This window comes from Granulicatella sp. WM01 (genome assembly GCF_004570605.1).
GTDB lineage: Bacteria > Bacillota > Bacilli > Lactobacillales > Aerococcaceae > WM01.
Genome location: NZ_SPPB01000050.1, coordinates 1 through 14152 on the forward strand (window position 1 = coordinate 1; position 14152 = coordinate 14152).

Annotated in this window: 9 protein-coding genes and 2 pseudogenes; 10 read left to right on the forward strand and 1 reads right to left on the reverse strand. The window is 32.7% G+C overall.

Annotated features, from left to right (window positions below; translation table 11 throughout):
* The first annotated feature begins 638 nt into the window (after positions 1-638).
* The 10 genes and pseudogenes from E4T68_RS06890 (at position 639) to prfB (ending at position 12676) form a co-directional block, all read left to right on the forward strand.
* Positions 639-998, forward strand: a complete 360-nt coding sequence (locus E4T68_RS06890; protein WP_135125436.1) for a hypothetical protein — start codon at positions 639-641, stop codon at positions 996-998.
* A 76-nt stretch (positions 999-1074) separates the two neighbouring features.
* Positions 1075-1767, forward strand: a complete 693-nt coding sequence (locus tag E4T68_RS06895; protein WP_228099273.1) for a TVP38/TMEM64 family protein — start codon at positions 1075-1077, stop codon at positions 1765-1767.
* Positions 1768-2834: 1067 nt separating this feature from the next.
* Complete coding sequence (gene pepT / locus E4T68_RS06900) at positions 2835-4058, forward strand: peptidase T (RefSeq protein WP_135125438.1); 1224 nt, start codon at positions 2835-2837, stop codon at positions 4056-4058.
* 831 nt (positions 4059-4889) lie between these two features.
* Positions 4890-5216, forward strand: coding sequence for a single-stranded DNA-binding protein (locus E4T68_RS06905; RefSeq protein WP_135125440.1), 327 nt, complete (start codon positions 4890-4892; stop codon positions 5214-5216).
* A gap of 107 nt (positions 5217-5323) precedes the next feature.
* A complete protein-coding gene (locus E4T68_RS06910; RefSeq protein WP_135125442.1) occupies positions 5324-5683 on the forward strand; it encodes an arsenic metallochaperone ArsD family protein in 360 nt (119 codons plus the stop codon).
* On the forward strand, positions 5646-6494 hold the full coding sequence (locus E4T68_RS06915) for a lipoate--protein ligase family protein (RefSeq protein WP_135125444.1): 849 nt from the start codon (positions 5646-5648) through the stop codon (positions 6492-6494). The genes E4T68_RS06910 and E4T68_RS06915 overlap by 38 nt, the downstream gene beginning before the upstream one ends.
* 420 nt (positions 6495-6914) lie before the next feature.
* Positions 6915-8396: a DUF1538 domain-containing protein gene (locus E4T68_RS06920; protein ID WP_135125446.1), complete on the forward strand. Its 1482-nt coding sequence runs from the start codon at positions 6915-6917 to the stop codon at positions 8394-8396.
* A 1-nt stretch (position 8397) separates the two neighbouring features.
* Complete coding sequence (locus E4T68_RS06925; protein WP_135125448.1) at positions 8398-9012, forward strand: P-II family nitrogen regulator; 615 nt, start codon at positions 8398-8400, stop codon at positions 9010-9012.
* Positions 9013-9120: 108 nt separating this feature from the next.
* Positions 9121-11490 (forward strand): annotated as a pseudogene (gene secA / locus E4T68_RS06930) (preprotein translocase subunit SecA); the annotation flags it as partial.
* Between the two features lie 69 nt (positions 11491-11559).
* Positions 11560-12676, forward strand: a protein-coding gene (gene prfB / locus E4T68_RS06935) for a peptide chain release factor 2 (RefSeq protein ID WP_135125452.1) whose coding sequence is annotated in 2 segments (ribosomal slippage) — positions 11560-11631 and positions 11633-12676 — 1116 coding nt in all. Because the reading frame shifts where the segments join, the coding sequence is not laid out codon by codon here.
* A gap of 1221 nt (positions 12677-13897) precedes the next feature.
* Here prfB and E4T68_RS06940 read toward each other — a convergent pair.
* Positions 13898-14152: pseudogene (locus E4T68_RS06940) on the reverse strand (ISNCY family transposase); the annotation flags it as partial.

Here is a 14152-nt window from a genome sequence, read left to right on the forward strand (position 1 = left end):
ATCTTGATAGAACATAGTAGGTGTATCCTTTCAATTTATATATGTATATTATAACAGTTAGTGAGGAAAAATGTATAAAATAAATGTTATACGAAAAAAGACCGCTGACAGTTATATTTGTCAACAGTCTGAATCGTGTTGGCGTTGCCAACACGATTTTTTAGTATGACATGCTCGTCGGACTAAAAATCAATCCTCGCAAAACAAGGACTGATTTCTTGCTTAGATTATTATCTTGAACGGACATGTAAACAAATATTAGGTTTGATAACAAATAGAATAATACAGATGCATAGTCTAAAATTTGATACTATACTAGAAATCGCTGATGATAAAATTTAGCATAAATGGTAAGTATCTTATTGAGGACAAAGTGTTTGAGTGCAATATAGCTTATTAAATAGAGTGTAAGAGCAAGATAGTGATGTACGCAATGGTAAAGGTTACGATATATTTGTAGATTTGATTAAACATACTCGTTCAGTTAGTCATATATATGGATAATTGTGTGGCAAGGAACTATTTGACGGCAAGATATAATTAGTATAGAATAAAATAAGCATGAAAACAAAGATGTAAATAATCACTCGATGTGAATATGTTGCATCTTTATTTTTTGGTAACTGTTAGGAGGATTTATGGTCTTTAATATTGAGGAAGCGTTATGGTATATTCTTGTACCACTTACATTTCTTATCTTGGTTATATTCAAAAAATGGGTCAAAAGAATTGGTGTGTTAGAATGTTCTTTTCCTGTGACAACTCTATGTATTGAGATGATTGGACGTTTATTTGTTCAATATTCCATTTTACCATATATATTGTTTGCTTATGTATGGATAGCTATAGTTTTATTTTTTTATAATTATAAAACAAACTATTATTTTACAGTGACACAATTTTTTAAAAGGGTATTTAAAGTGATTAGTTTTGTAAATATTCTCGTATGGTTAAGTATTGCTATTGTAAGAGTGGTGTCTATGTTTTTAGTGCAGTAATTTCATTCTTTAGATTGATGTAAAAAAATAAAAACTATGATAGTTTATAGAAAATATAACTAATGGAGGAATTGGGATGTTAGAAAGTAATGAACAAATGAAACAGAACGAAGATAGCTTAACTAAGCGTGAAGTAGCAGAAAAATACCGCAAAATTGTTCAAATTGGAGCGAGTGTTGGATTATTAATTACAATTTTACTTGTATGGTTTATTGCGACAGGAACATATTTCAAACCTGCTTCGGAAGGGGGAATGTTTGAAGTTCATTTAAGACAATTAGGTGTATTTGGACCTATTATCTTTATGATTATTCAAGTTATTCAAGTTGTTTTGCCTATTATACCAGGAGGAGCAGTTACATTAAGTGGAACGGTAGTTTTTGGATATGTTTGGGGATTTGTCTATAATTATACTGGAATTTTCATTGGGTCAATGATTGCATTCCATTTAGCTAGACGATATGGTGAATTTTTTGTTAAATGTTTTATTAGTGATGAAAGTTACGATAAATATCTTGGTTGGACACGAAACGAGAAACGCTTTTCTTGGATATTAGGGATTTTATTCTTTTTACCGGCTGCACCAGATGATATTTTATGTATGATAGCTGGTTTGACTACTATGTCATTTAAAAAGTTTGTGCTTATTTTTATTCCAACAAAAGCTGTGTCAACATTTGTATTTGCTTGGTTACAACAAGAAGTTTTAACATATTTTTTAAATACGTTATGGCCAAACATAGTTGATTTTTGGACACATTTATTTTAATCTAAAATAAAGTAGACTAGCGTGTTGTTGCCTAGTCAACTTGAATAATTGGAAAAAATTGAAAAGAGTATATACACATCGTGTTGGCAATGCCAACACGATTATTTTTTTGGTAAAGTAGCTAGAGAAAAGGTGAAATCGAATCTTAGATAAAAGTTATTTAAAATATCATATTCTGAACAGAAAAAAGCTAGCCTTAAAGCCATTTTTCTCCCGTTTATACGAAAAAATCTCTTTAACGCATATCATCAGTACGTATTGACTGAGTGCTGGAATCTTTAGGCTAGACTATCTATTTTGTGTGTCACTTAAAAGGAGTAGTGTAGCTAAACCCCTCATTTTCATATTAACGCAAACATCTTTTTTCAGCGTATCGCTAGTATATATAGACCAAGTGCTTTTGACTATAGGACAGACTGTGATATATTGTGTATCCTTTAAAAGGAGTAGTGTAGCTAAACCCCTCATTTTCATATTAACGCAAACATCTTTTTTCAGCGTATCGCTAGTACATATAGACCAAGTGCTTTTAACTATAGGCTAGACTGTGGTATGTTGTGTGTCACTTAAAAGGAGTAGTGTAGCTAAACCCCTCATTTTTATATTAACGCAAACATCTTTTTTCAGCGTATCGCTAGTATATATAGACCAAGTACTTTTAACTATAGGACAGACTGTGATATGTTGTGTGCCACTTGAAAGGAGTAGTGTAGTCAAAGCCTATATTCTCATATAAACGCAAACATCTCTTTAATGCATACCGCCAGTACGCACAGACTAAGTGTTGACCCCTTTAGGTTGGGTTATTCTATTTTGTGTGGTGTAAAAAAATCCCCTAAAATTACTGTTTTTTCGTTTGAACACAAAAGTTCTTACTTAATTGATAGATTAGATTTTAAAATGTATAGACTTGTGTGCTATACAAAGAGAACTAATGCTCCAAAAGTTTTTCTTTTTTATTAAAAACCAAGATCTTATGGCTTTAACATGTATGTGTGCATATATTAAGATTAAGCCAAACGCAAAAAATTATGATACAATAACTAAAAAATAAAAGGAGTGAGTAAATGTACCCTAATTTATTAAGTCGGTTTCTCAGATATTGTCAGATAAATACACGTTCAGATGCAAAAAGTTCTACGATACCAACAACTAAAGAACAAGTTGAATTTACATTGCTTTTAAAACAAGAATTAGAAAACATGGGACTAAAAGATGTACATTATAATGAAAATAATGGATTTTTAACAGCAACTTATGCAGGAAATGTGCCTCATGCCAAGGTTATTGGATTTATTGCACATGTTGATACGGCAGATTTCAATTCTGAACATGTAAAGCCTAGAGTACATGAGCATTATACTGGGAGTGATATTTCTTTAGATGAGGACGGAAAATATGTATTATCTATTAACGAATTCCCTAATTTGAGAGATTATATTGGAGAAACATTAATTACAACAAGTGGCGATACATTACTTGGTGCAGATGATAAGGCAGGGATTGCTGAAATTCTCTCGGCGATTGAATGGCTACAAAAAAATCCACACGTTAAACATGGAGATGTGCGTATTGCTTTTGGTCCCGATGAAGAAATAGGACGTGGGGCTGACTTATTTGACGTAGAGCATTTTAATGCTGATTTTGCCTATACAATGGACAGTGGTAGAGTTGGGCATCTTGAATTTGAAACATTTAATGCATCTCAGGCAAATATTACAATAAAAGGAATTAGTGTTCACCCAGGAACTGCCAAAAACAGAATGATAAACGCTTTAAAACTCGCATTACAACTCGATGCACAATTACCACAACATGATGTTCCAGAAAAAACAGAAGGATATGAGGGATTTTATTTACTGCATAATTTAGAAGGAACGATTGAAGAAGCTAAAATGACATACATTATTCGAGATCACGATAGGGAAAAATTTGAAAATCGTAAACATACCTTACAACAAATTGTGACACAAATGAACCGGCAACTAGGAGATGAACGCATTCATATCCACATGTTTGATCAATATTACAATATGAAAGAAGTAATTGAAAAAGATTTATCTATCGTTCAGCTTGCCGTAGATGCCATGCATGCTCTAGGTATCACGCCGATTATTGAACCTTTTAGAGGGGGAACAGACGGATCAAAAATTTCCCATCTAGGATTGCCTACACCGAATCTGTTTGTAGGGGGAGAAAATTTTCATGGGCGCTATGAGTATATTACATTGGAATCCATGGAAAAAGCTACAGCATTAATCATTAAAATCTTAGAATTGAATGCGCAATAATAAGTGGCGATATTTTATAGAATAACATAATCAGATTGATAGCTACTGACATGAAAATAGATAAAAGAGTAAAGTGTCCAAACATCTAGTATATAAAGACTAATAAAACTATCGAAAAAAGAGAAAATTTTGACACATTATTCTTATTAAAAAGAAAAAGATATAGTACACATAAAATAGTAACGTTTCATTAAGAAAAGAGACATGTCACGTACAATTATTAAAACATACTGAACGCATATTAGTAGATAAAGCAAAAATACGATGTATATTACGCCGATATAGCTATATTTGGTAACATCTGTGTTGAGTAGTGTGCATGTATACGTTATGTAAATATCTTTTCCAATTTATAGAATACTCCATTTAAAAACTTAGTTGTGATGTCTGATATACGTAGATAAATAGCTTTGCAAGATAAACTGATTACAATTAGGACAGTTTCTAGTAGCAATTATATGAAAACAGTTTTGAACAGTATGATAGTTATTGTATATATGCTTTATCAAATAAGTTAGTACCAACAGAGATAACTGATATGGAAGCATATATACTATAAAATTGATAGAATGTATGATACAAATGAAACTACAAAACGGCTTTAACTTAAAGATACGCTCTAAGTTAAAGCCGTTTTTGTGTTAAATTAATATATAAGATGAGATGCAATATCATAAAAAGTTGCTTGATAAATAATGTTTATCAATGAATGGTTAACATACTAAGCATGTCTAATGTTAGCACAATAATGACTAAAATAACAAATAGTTTATGTAAAAATAATATGAACAACGTATATTATGAATAGAAAGAGATAAAGGAGAGAGATAGATGAATGATGTATCAGTTATTGGGCGTTTTGTGAAGCCAATTGTAGTAAAAGATTTAGGCGAGGAAAAATATGTGATAAATAATGTGCTTGCTATTCCAAGAAAAAAGAAAGTAGAAGGACAACAACAAGCTGATTTTGTGCCGATTGTGGTTTGGGGGAATCTAGCAAAATTAGTTGAAAAATATTGCCAAAAAGGAAATCTTATTGGAGTCAGTGGACGTTTAAATTCCAGACAGTACGTGACAAAAGAGGGAAAAAGTATGGTTGTAGTTGAAATTATTGTCAATGATATTCATCTAATGGAGGGAAAACGATACATTGAGTAAGTGTTATAGTTGTTGAAATGAGTGTCTTGTGATAATATTTAAGAAGTATCACAAGTAACATTGTAGGTGTATTGGAGTAAAAAGAGTCATATAGATGGGAGCTTATTATGAAAATTGAAGTATTTGATAGAGTGATGTCTGTTAAAGATGAAAACGAAAAAAGAGAATTTGGTCGTGTTAGGCTAATCTTAGAGGGATTAGGTAGTTTAGAGGGAATTGAAACAACGTATAATGTCCACGGAGAAGATGAATTTCCAGAGTATGTTATCAATGTATTACATCAAGAGGGGCTATCAGTATTGCCATTAACGTATTTAGATAGCGAATTAGTGAAAAAGTCTGAATATTTAACAAATGATGAATTTATTGAGTTGACTGGTGTTTCATTTGTTATAGAGGACGAAGAACATTTAGGGAAAAATCACATTCATGAACATGGAGAGTGTAGTTGTGGGCATCATCACTAAACTGTTAACAAGAACACCGATTTTTATTCATGATGAAAGTGAACATATTCATAGTAATCTATATCAACCATTTGCCTTTTCTGATGTGTTTTTGCGAGAAGTCAACAGGGATGTTGATAAAACAATTTTGCACATTTGGCCAATGGAACAAGTTGTTATTTTGGGCATGATGGATAGACGCTTGCCTTATTGTGACGAGGGAATTAAAGCTATTCGTACACATGGGTATCGTGCAGTTGTACGAAATGTTGGAGGTCTGGCTGTAGTTGCTGATACTGGAGTTTTAAATTTTTCATTTATTTTACCTAAGAGAACAGATAGTATTTCTATTCAAGAAGCATATTTGCTAATGACCCAGTTTATTCAAGCGATATTTGTGGAAGAAAATGTGCGTATTGAACACTACGTGATTAAAGATTCTTATTGTCCAGGAGATTTTGATTTAAGTATTTCGGGTAAAAAATTCGCTGGTATTGCACAAAGACGCTTTAAAGACGGGATAGCTATTTCAATTTATTTAAGTGTTTGTGGCAATCAAATGAAGCGTGGCGAATTGATTAAGACATTCTACCAATATGGGAAAAAGAATGAAAAAACCAAATTTTCTTTCCCTCAAGTTAACCCTAGTTCAATGGCAAATTTATGTGATTTATTACATAAAAATTTAACCGTTGAAGAAGTAAAGCATCGCATATTAGATACTTTACAAAAAATGAACAGCCAGCTGCTGACTTTACAACTAGATATGCAGATGAAAGAAGAATATAAACTGTTTTATGATAAAATGATTGAAAGAAATCGTAAAATATAGGGTAACATATTGTATAATGTCTTGGAGATAGAATGCGTTTAGAGTAAGCTGAGTGGATAAAAATTATTCAGCATTATTATGTGATGAAAAAATTAGTACGATATATTTAGTGAACCAATATTTAAAAATATAATGCAGATAAAAAATAGATGTTAAGTTAGTAGATATGGATTAGACGATACAGGCTTTCATAAAGCATGATAAACTTTATGGGGCTTTTATTGTCTTGATAGATACGTTTTGAAACGGAACGTATTGTATAAAAAATGTAAAAAATAAGACTTTTTGATAGTCTATTTATTAGTATGTTTAATAAGTTATATGTCGTTGGATAAAAAATATATAGGCTTAAAAATTCAAGTTTAAGTCATTTTATGACGATTTATCCAGCCTTTAAAAAATGAAATATGGAGGGATTGTTTGGCTGTTATTTTAGATAAATTGAAAGAAGTGTGTTATTCTATTTTACCTGTATTTGTTGTGGTAATTTTATTAAGTATGAGTCTTGTAACTATTTCATTTGCACAAATGGCAAGATTTGTCATTGGAACGATTTTTGTGCTAGTGGGACTAACTTTATTTTTAATTGGAGTAGAAAAATCTGTGACGCCACTTGGAAAAGTGACCGGTATTTCTCTAGCAAAAACTAATCGTTTATGGATTGTGTTGCTAGGTGGATTATTAGTAGGCTTTTTTGTTTCCATAGCCGAGCCGGGATTGTTTGTGCTAGCAAATCAAGTTAATACGGTAACGGCAAAACATATATCTACATTGACAATTTTGATTGTTGTATCTATTGGCTTAGCGTTCATGCTTTCATTAGGATTTATGAGGATTTTTTATAATGTATCACTATCTGTTATTTTGTTAGGTTTATATAGTTTAATTTTTGTATTGTCCTTTTTCACATCACGAGAGTTTTTAGCTATTGCTTTTGATGCTTCTGGAGCAACAACTGGTATTTTGGCAGTTCCGTTCATTTTAGCGCTGTCTGCTGGGATTTCACGTTTGAAAAAAGATGTCAAAAGTTCCGAACAAGATAGTTTTGGACTGGTATCTATTGCTTCAGCAGGAGCTATTATTGGCATTATGTGTCTTGATATTTTTTCAAAAGTTACACATTATGATACAAATGTAACTATTTCTGCAAATCATTCTTCGCAAATTTTTGCTCCATTTATGTCTGATTTTTTGAGTAATTTATTTGATAGTACGATCGCTATGTTACCTTTAGTCTTGATTTTTATACTATGTAAACGTAAATTTTTTCATTTAAAAACAGCACAAATATACCGTATGTCTATTGGTTTTGTGTATGCTTTTTTAGGAATTTTATGTTTTTTTATTGGCGTAAATACTGGATTTATGGACATAGGCATTGTAATTGGTCAACAATTAATTATGTTGGAAAATAAATGGATCGTTATCAGTGCAGGATTTATTATCGGCTTTATTACCATTTTAGCAGAACCGGCTGTACATATTTTAACGTATCAAATTGAAGACGTTACAAGTGGGTATGTGAAAAGAAAAGCGGTGCTATTGTCGTTAGCCTTTGGTGTAGGCTTAGCCGTTTTATTGTCTATTGTACGTATTCTTGTGCCTGAAATCCAGCTGTGGCACTATTTGTTACCAGGATATGCCTTATGTTTAGGATTAATGTGTGTGACACCAAAATTATTTATAGGGATGGCATTTGATGCAGGTGGTGTTGCCACAGGACCGATTACCGCCACATTTATTTTAGCCTTTATTCAAGGGGCAGCGTTCACTTTTGAGGGGGCAGATTTAATGATTGACGGATTTGGTATGATTGCCATGGTTGCAATGATGCCGATTTTAACATTAGAATTATTAGGCATTTTATTTCGGATAAAAATGAATTTAAGAAAGGGCGTTTAATATGGTTACACCATTGAGTGAAATTGTTTATTTTATTGTACCTTATGGAATAGGAAGCAAAATTGTACAATGTGCAAAAAAACTTGGAGCTTTTAGTGGCAATATCATTTTAGCAGAAGGAACGGTAGCTCACCATGTATTAGATTTATTATGTTTAAATGAGAATAAAAAGGAAATAGTGACATTATTTATAGCAGATGACAAACGAGAACATATTATGGGTCATATTATTGAGCAGTTTAAAATTGAGAAAAAGCACAAAGGAATTGCCTATACTATTCCAAATTACGATAGGGAAAAAGGAGAACAAAATACAATGTATCAGTTAATTACAGTAATTGTTGATAAAGGTGTTGCCCAAGAGGTTATTTCAGCTTCAAGTAAAGCAGGTTCTAAAGGAGGAACAATCATTAACGCTAGAGGGTCATCAATTTATAATACACAACGTTTGTTCCACATGGAGATAGAGCCGGAAAAAGAAACGGTACTAATTGTTGCTTTACAAGAAAAAGTTGAGGAAATTATTGAGGAAATTGATAAGTCCATTCATTTGGAAGATACACATAGTATTTTATTTGTTCAACCTATCCAACAAGCGTATGGCATATTAGAGTAAATGTAAAGAATTTTTGGACAAAAAAGCATTTAAATGTAATAAAATAGTAGCGTATCTGCACTTATATATGGTAGAATGTAACAGAGTAAATACAAAAGGAAGAAAAACATGGCAAATATTTTAAAACGATTAGTTGAAAATGAAAAAAGAGAATTAAACCGTTTAGAAAAAATTGCAGACAAAGTTTTTAGTTATGCTAAAGACATGGAGCAAAAGACGGATGAACAATTACGTGAAAAAACAGAAGAATTTAAAACACGCTATCAAAACGGAGAAAGTTTAGATAAATTATTACCTGAAGCATTTGCACTTGTGCGTGAGGGGGCTAGACGTGTGTTAGGTTTGTACCCTTATAAAGTGCAAGTTATGGGTGGTATTACACTACACGAAGGTAATATTGCTGAAATGAGAACTGGAGAAGGAAAAACATTAACGGCTACAATGCCTGTGTATTTAAATGCTTTATCAGGAGAAGGCGTACACGTTGTAACAGTCAATGAATACTTATCTAGTCGTGATGCAAAAGAAATGGGCGAATTGTATCAATTTTTAGGATTGAGTGTTGGATTGAACACAAGTGAAAAAAGCCCGTCTGAAAAACGTGAAGCCTATGCGTGTGATATTACGTACAGTACAAATAATGAATTAGGATTTGACTATTTGCGTGATAACATGGTTGTTGAAAAAGAAAGTATGGTACAACGTCCATTAAATTATGCCGTTGTAGACGAAGTGGACTCTATTTTAATTGATGAAGCACGAACACCTTTAATTATTTCAGGGGGTGCAGAAAAATCAACAGCAATGTATTTACGTGCAGATTTCTTTGTTAAAGGATTAAAAGAAGAAGAGCATTATACAATTGACTTGCAATCCAAAACAGTATCATTGACAGATTCAGGGATTGAACGTGCAGAGCATGTATTCCATTTACCAAACCTATATGATGTTGACAATACATTACTTGTACATCATATTTCACAAGCTCTACATGCTAATTATATTATGACACTTGACGTTGACTATGTTGTGGACAATGGCGAAATTAAAATTGTTGATCCATTTACAGGTCGTGTTATGGACGGTCGTCGTTACTCTGACGGTTTACACCAAGCTATTGAAGCTAAAGAGGGTGTGGATATTCAAGATGAAACACGTACAATGGCGACAATTACATTCCAAAATTATTTCCGTATGTATAAAAAATTATCTGGCTGTACCGGAACAGCTAAAACGGAAGAAGAAGAATTGCGTGAAATTTACAATATGCAAGTAACACCTATTCCAACAAATAAACCGATTGCTCGTATTGATGCGCCAGATTTGTTGTATCCAACACTGAAAAGTAAATTTAGAGCCGTAGTTGCAGATATTAAAGAACGTCATAGCAAAGGTCAACCTATTTTAGTAGGAACGGTTGCTGTTGAAACATCTGAATTATTGTCTAATATGTTAGTAGCAGAGGGGATTCCTCATGAAGTTTTAAATGCTAAAAATCACGCTAAAGAGGCTGAGATTATTATTAGTGCAGGGCAACGTGGCGCAGTAACGATTGCAACAAATATGGCAGGACGTGGAACAGACATTAAGTTAGGTAAAGGTGTTAAAGAGCTTGGTGGATTATGCGTTATTGGAACCGAAAGACACGAATCTCGCCGTATTGACAATCAGTTACGTGGACGTTCAGGTCGTCAAGGAGATGTAGGTGCTAGTCAATTTTATTTATCTTTACAAGATGATTTAATGAAACGCTTTGGTAATGAACGGACAAGAGAATTTTTAGCTAAATTAACAGAATCAAGTGCTGATGGTGAAGAAGATGTTGTTATTCAAAGTAAGTTGTTTACTCGCCAAATTGAATCTGCACAAAAACAAGTTGAAGGAAACAACTACGACTCTCGTAAGAGCGTTTTGGAATACGATGAGGTTATGCGTGAGCAACGTGAGATTATGTATAAGCAACGTCAACAAGTGATTGGAGAAACAGAATCATTATCTGATGTTGTAAAAGGTATGATTAAACGCACTATTCATCATGAAGTGGAGGCACATACATCAACAGATAAGAAAATTCCTTGGAATTTAGAGGGATTAGTTAAGTTTGCAGGTAATGTACTCGTTAATCCAGAAACAATTTCTGTATCTGATTTAGAAAATAAAAAAATTAAAGAAATTGAAGCCTATTTAGTTGAACGTGCTATGGAGCAATATGATGAAAAAGTTAGTCAACTACAATCACCAGAATATTTATTACAATTTGAAAAATTAGTTGTGTTGCGTGTTGTAGACCAAGAATGGACAAGTCATATTGATGATATGGATCATTTAAGACAAGGTGTCGGATTGCGTTCGTATGCTCAAACAAATCCATTAACGGAATATCAAAATGAGGGATTCGAGAGATTTAATATGATGATTAAAACAATTGAGTTTGAAGTATCACGTATTATTTTGAAATCTACTTTACGTGCTAATGTGTAATACAGATAAAAACGTGTCGTACGACACGTTTTTATCTGTAAAAAGAGTATTTAGGAAAGGAATAATATGGAATTAGTAGAGATTAAACAATTTATTGAAGATGCTAAACATCAACTAAAAACCTTTGGGCATTCTCTTTGACTTAGAGAAATTAGAAACGGATATTGCCGAGTATGAGCAAGAGATGTTAGAACCAACTTTTTGGGATGATGCCAACAAAGCAAAACAAACGATTGATGCGTTGAACCAAGTAAAAAGTGTGTATGATACGTACATGCATTTAGTCGTGCAATTGAAAGATATTAATGAATTATATGAATTTATTAAAGAAGAATTTGATCAAGATTATTTTGATGAATTAGTACAAACTTGTCAAACATTAAAAGAGCATCTTGCATCATACGAATTGATGATGTTATTAGATGGAGAGCATGATAAAAATCATGCAATTTTAGAAATACATCCAGGAGCAGGAGGAACAGAATCGCAAGACTGGGGGAGCATGCTCCTTAGGATGTATACACGTTGGGCAGATAAAAAAGGGTTTCAAGTGGAAACATTAGATTACCAAGACGGAGAAGAAGCAGGCATTAAGAGTGTAACCTTGCTCATTAAAGGATTAAATGCGTATGGCTACTTAAAAGCTGAACGTGGTGTACACCGTTTAGTGCGTATTTCGCCTTTTGATGCTGCTAAAAAAAGACATACTTCTTTTGCATCTGTTGATGTAATGCCTGAAATTGAAGATACTGTTGAAATTGACATCAATCCAGATGATTTAAGAATTGATACATTTCGAGCAAGTGGTGCAGGTGGACAGCATATTAATAAAACATCTTCTGCTATTCGTATCACGCATATTCCAAGTGGCATAGTTGTACAGAGTCAGTCGCAAAGATCACAATTCCAAAATAGAGATCAAGCCATGAAAATGTTAAAAGCAAAATTGTACCAAATTGAAGAAGAGGCACGCATGGCTGAATTAGATACTATCCGTGGAGAACAAAAAGAAATTGGCTGGGGCTCACAAATCCGTTCTTACGTGTTTCATCCGTACGCTATGGTAAAAGATCATAGAACTAATTTTTCGCTTGGACAAGTCCAACAAGTTATGGACGGGGATTTAGATGCGTTTATTGATGCTTACTTAAAATCACGATTAATGAAAGACAATCAAGAGTAAACTCTATTACTTTACACTTAATAATGGCTTTGAGCTTGGGATAATCAAGCTCAAAGCCATTATTTGCAATTGTGCTTACAATCATTATAGCATGCTTAAAAATAAGAAAAAGTAGTCCGTCAGTGCCGAGTATTTTAAGAATGCTAGTTTAACGAAAAGCCGTATATAATGCGTAACATCTTATAAGATATAAATCTAATAAAAACTTGTACTCTGTTGATGTAGTGCAGTTAGGCTAAAGTGCATATAATGCGTAACATCTTATAAGATATAAATCTAGTAAAAACTTGTACTGTGTTGATGTAGTGCAGTTAGGGGAAAGTGCATATAATGCGTAACATCTTATAAGATATAAATCTAGTAAAAACTTGTACTGTGTTGATGTAGTGCAGTTAGGCTAAAGTGCATATAAGGTGTAGTGTTTTCATAAGGTAATAGTTTAGAAGAAAGCTATGTACAGATTCAAGTATTTTATGGTACAAGTTAGGGTAATGTGCATATAATGCGTAACATCTTATAAGATATAAATCTAATAAAAACTTGTACTCTGTTGATGTAGTGCAGTTAGGCTAAAGTGCATATAAGGTGTAGTGTTTTCATAAGGTAATAGTTTAGATGAGAGCTATGTACAGATTTAAGTATTTTGTGTGCAGTTAGGGTAATGTGCATATAAGGTGTAGTGTTTTCATAAAGAAATAGTCTAGTGGGAGCTATGTACAGATTTAAGTATTTTGTGTGCAGTTAGGGTAATATGCATATAATGCGTAACATCTTATAAGATATAAATCTAGTAAAAACTTGTACTCTGTTGATGTAGTGCAGTTAGGCTAAAGTGCATATAATGCGTAGTGTTTTCATAAGGTAATAGTTTAGAGGAAAGCTATGTACAGATTTAAGTATTTCATGGTACAAGTTAGGGTGATATGCTAAAAATAATATTTGTTAATGTGCCATATTTTTATAATATGATAGATTATCGTATTTGTTGTGCTGATTAAGGCGTTTTTGTATTGTTGGTGTACGTCATGTTGTCTTGTTCTATAAAAAAGCATGTCAATACTTCACTTTTAAACTAGTAAATGCACGCTTTTTTAGAAATAATGTGTATAAAAAATGTCAATCGAAAATGAAAATGTCCCAAAATGTGGGCCACTATAAGTGCAATGATTTTCAAAAAAATCATTGCACTTATAGGGCAAAATAATGTATGCTATTAAAGTATCAAGCAAGCTTGTTGTCTTGATACTCTTCAAGAGTTTTTCCAATACTCTTGAGATAGCGTTTGAAAGATGCCAGTTTCCACGGGTGTGATTGTGGTGGAACGTATTGGCGTCTTTCTTTTTTTATATTCTCACCCAAATCAAACATCGCTGAATGCTCTTCATGTGTTAACAAACAACGTGTGGCATAAATGTTGTCAGCGATATTCAAGAAAATATCCCCATTAAATGCTTCAATAACCAACGCTTTTGTGTG

Bases quoted from the DNA above. Each gene is read 5' to 3' on its own strand.
- pepT (WP_135125438.1), top strand. From the start codon at position 2,835: ATGTACCCTAATTTATTAAGTCGGTTTCTCAGATATTGTCAGATAAAT.
- E4T68_RS06890 (WP_135125436.1), top strand. From the start codon at position 639: ATGGTCTTTAATATTGAGGAAGCGTTATGGTATATTCTTGTACCACTT.
- E4T68_RS06925 (WP_135125448.1), top strand. From the start codon at position 8,398: ATGGTTACACCATTGAGTGAAATTGTTTATTTTATTGTACCTTATGGA.
- E4T68_RS06915 (WP_135125444.1), top strand. From the start codon at position 5,646: ATGAACATGGAGAGTGTAGTTGTGGGCATCATCACTAAACTGTTAACA.
- E4T68_RS06895 (WP_228099273.1), top strand. From the start codon at position 1,075: ATGTTAGAAAGTAATGAACAAATGAAACAGAACGAAGATAGCTTAACT.
- E4T68_RS06910 (WP_135125442.1), top strand. From the start codon at position 5,324: ATGAAAATTGAAGTATTTGATAGAGTGATGTCTGTTAAAGATGAAAAC.
- E4T68_RS06905 (WP_135125440.1), top strand. From the start codon at position 4,890: ATGAATGATGTATCAGTTATTGGGCGTTTTGTGAAGCCAATTGTAGTA.